Source organism: Stenotrophomonas maltophilia group sp. RNC7, assembly GCF_030910085.1.
Taxonomy (GTDB): domain Bacteria; phylum Pseudomonadota; class Gammaproteobacteria; order Xanthomonadales; family Xanthomonadaceae; genus Stenotrophomonas; species Stenotrophomonas sepilia.
Window position 1 is genome coordinate 1 of record NZ_JAVFVN010000215.1, and the last position, 643, is coordinate 643.

Genomic DNA, 643 nt, shown 5'->3' on the forward strand with positions numbered 1-643 from the left:
TTAATAATATTATTACTTGTAGTACTTTGTGTAGTCATATTTAGTATGATTTCTAGTATGTTATTTAGTTCTGCACCGGAGGATAAACTTGATGGAATGAGCGCTCAAGATAAAGATACTAGAGCATATATTAAACAATTATCTCAACAGAGTTTTAGTGGGCCAGAACAATGGGCTTACAGATTACCAGAGGAGTTACTATCTGCTGTAGTTCAATTGGATTCTTGGCGAAATGGTAAAGATTTAAAAGATTTTGATCCAAATCGTATCGATTTAGGTGGCGGCCTCGGTGGTATTGGAACTGGCGGTGGTGGACCCTTACCTGGTGGGGGCGGCGGAACAGCTGCTGATACAGGAAATTATCCTATCACAAATGCAGGTCCATGGATGACATTTGAAGCTACCGGTTATTATGGTGAAGATTCTGCAATGCAAGGTGGATTCTGTCCAGCAGTGGGTTGTGATAAAATCGGTTTCAATTTTAGTCAAGCAATTCGTTATAACGGATATCGTATTGTAGCAGTAGATCCACGTGTTGTTCCATTATGGAGCATTGTAGAAATTAATGATCCGGGAACAGGTCTTCATATTCAAGGTGTAGCTTTAGATACTGGTGGCGCAATTAAGGGTAATAGAATTGATA

The 643-nt window shown here is 39.5% G+C and carries 1 protein-coding gene; it reads left to right on the plus strand.

The genetic code is table 11. The annotated features are described in order from the left end of the window. A partial coding sequence (locus RCF13_RS02920; protein ID WP_308140835.1) for a 3D domain-containing protein occupies positions 1–643 on the plus strand: 643 nt, incomplete at both ends.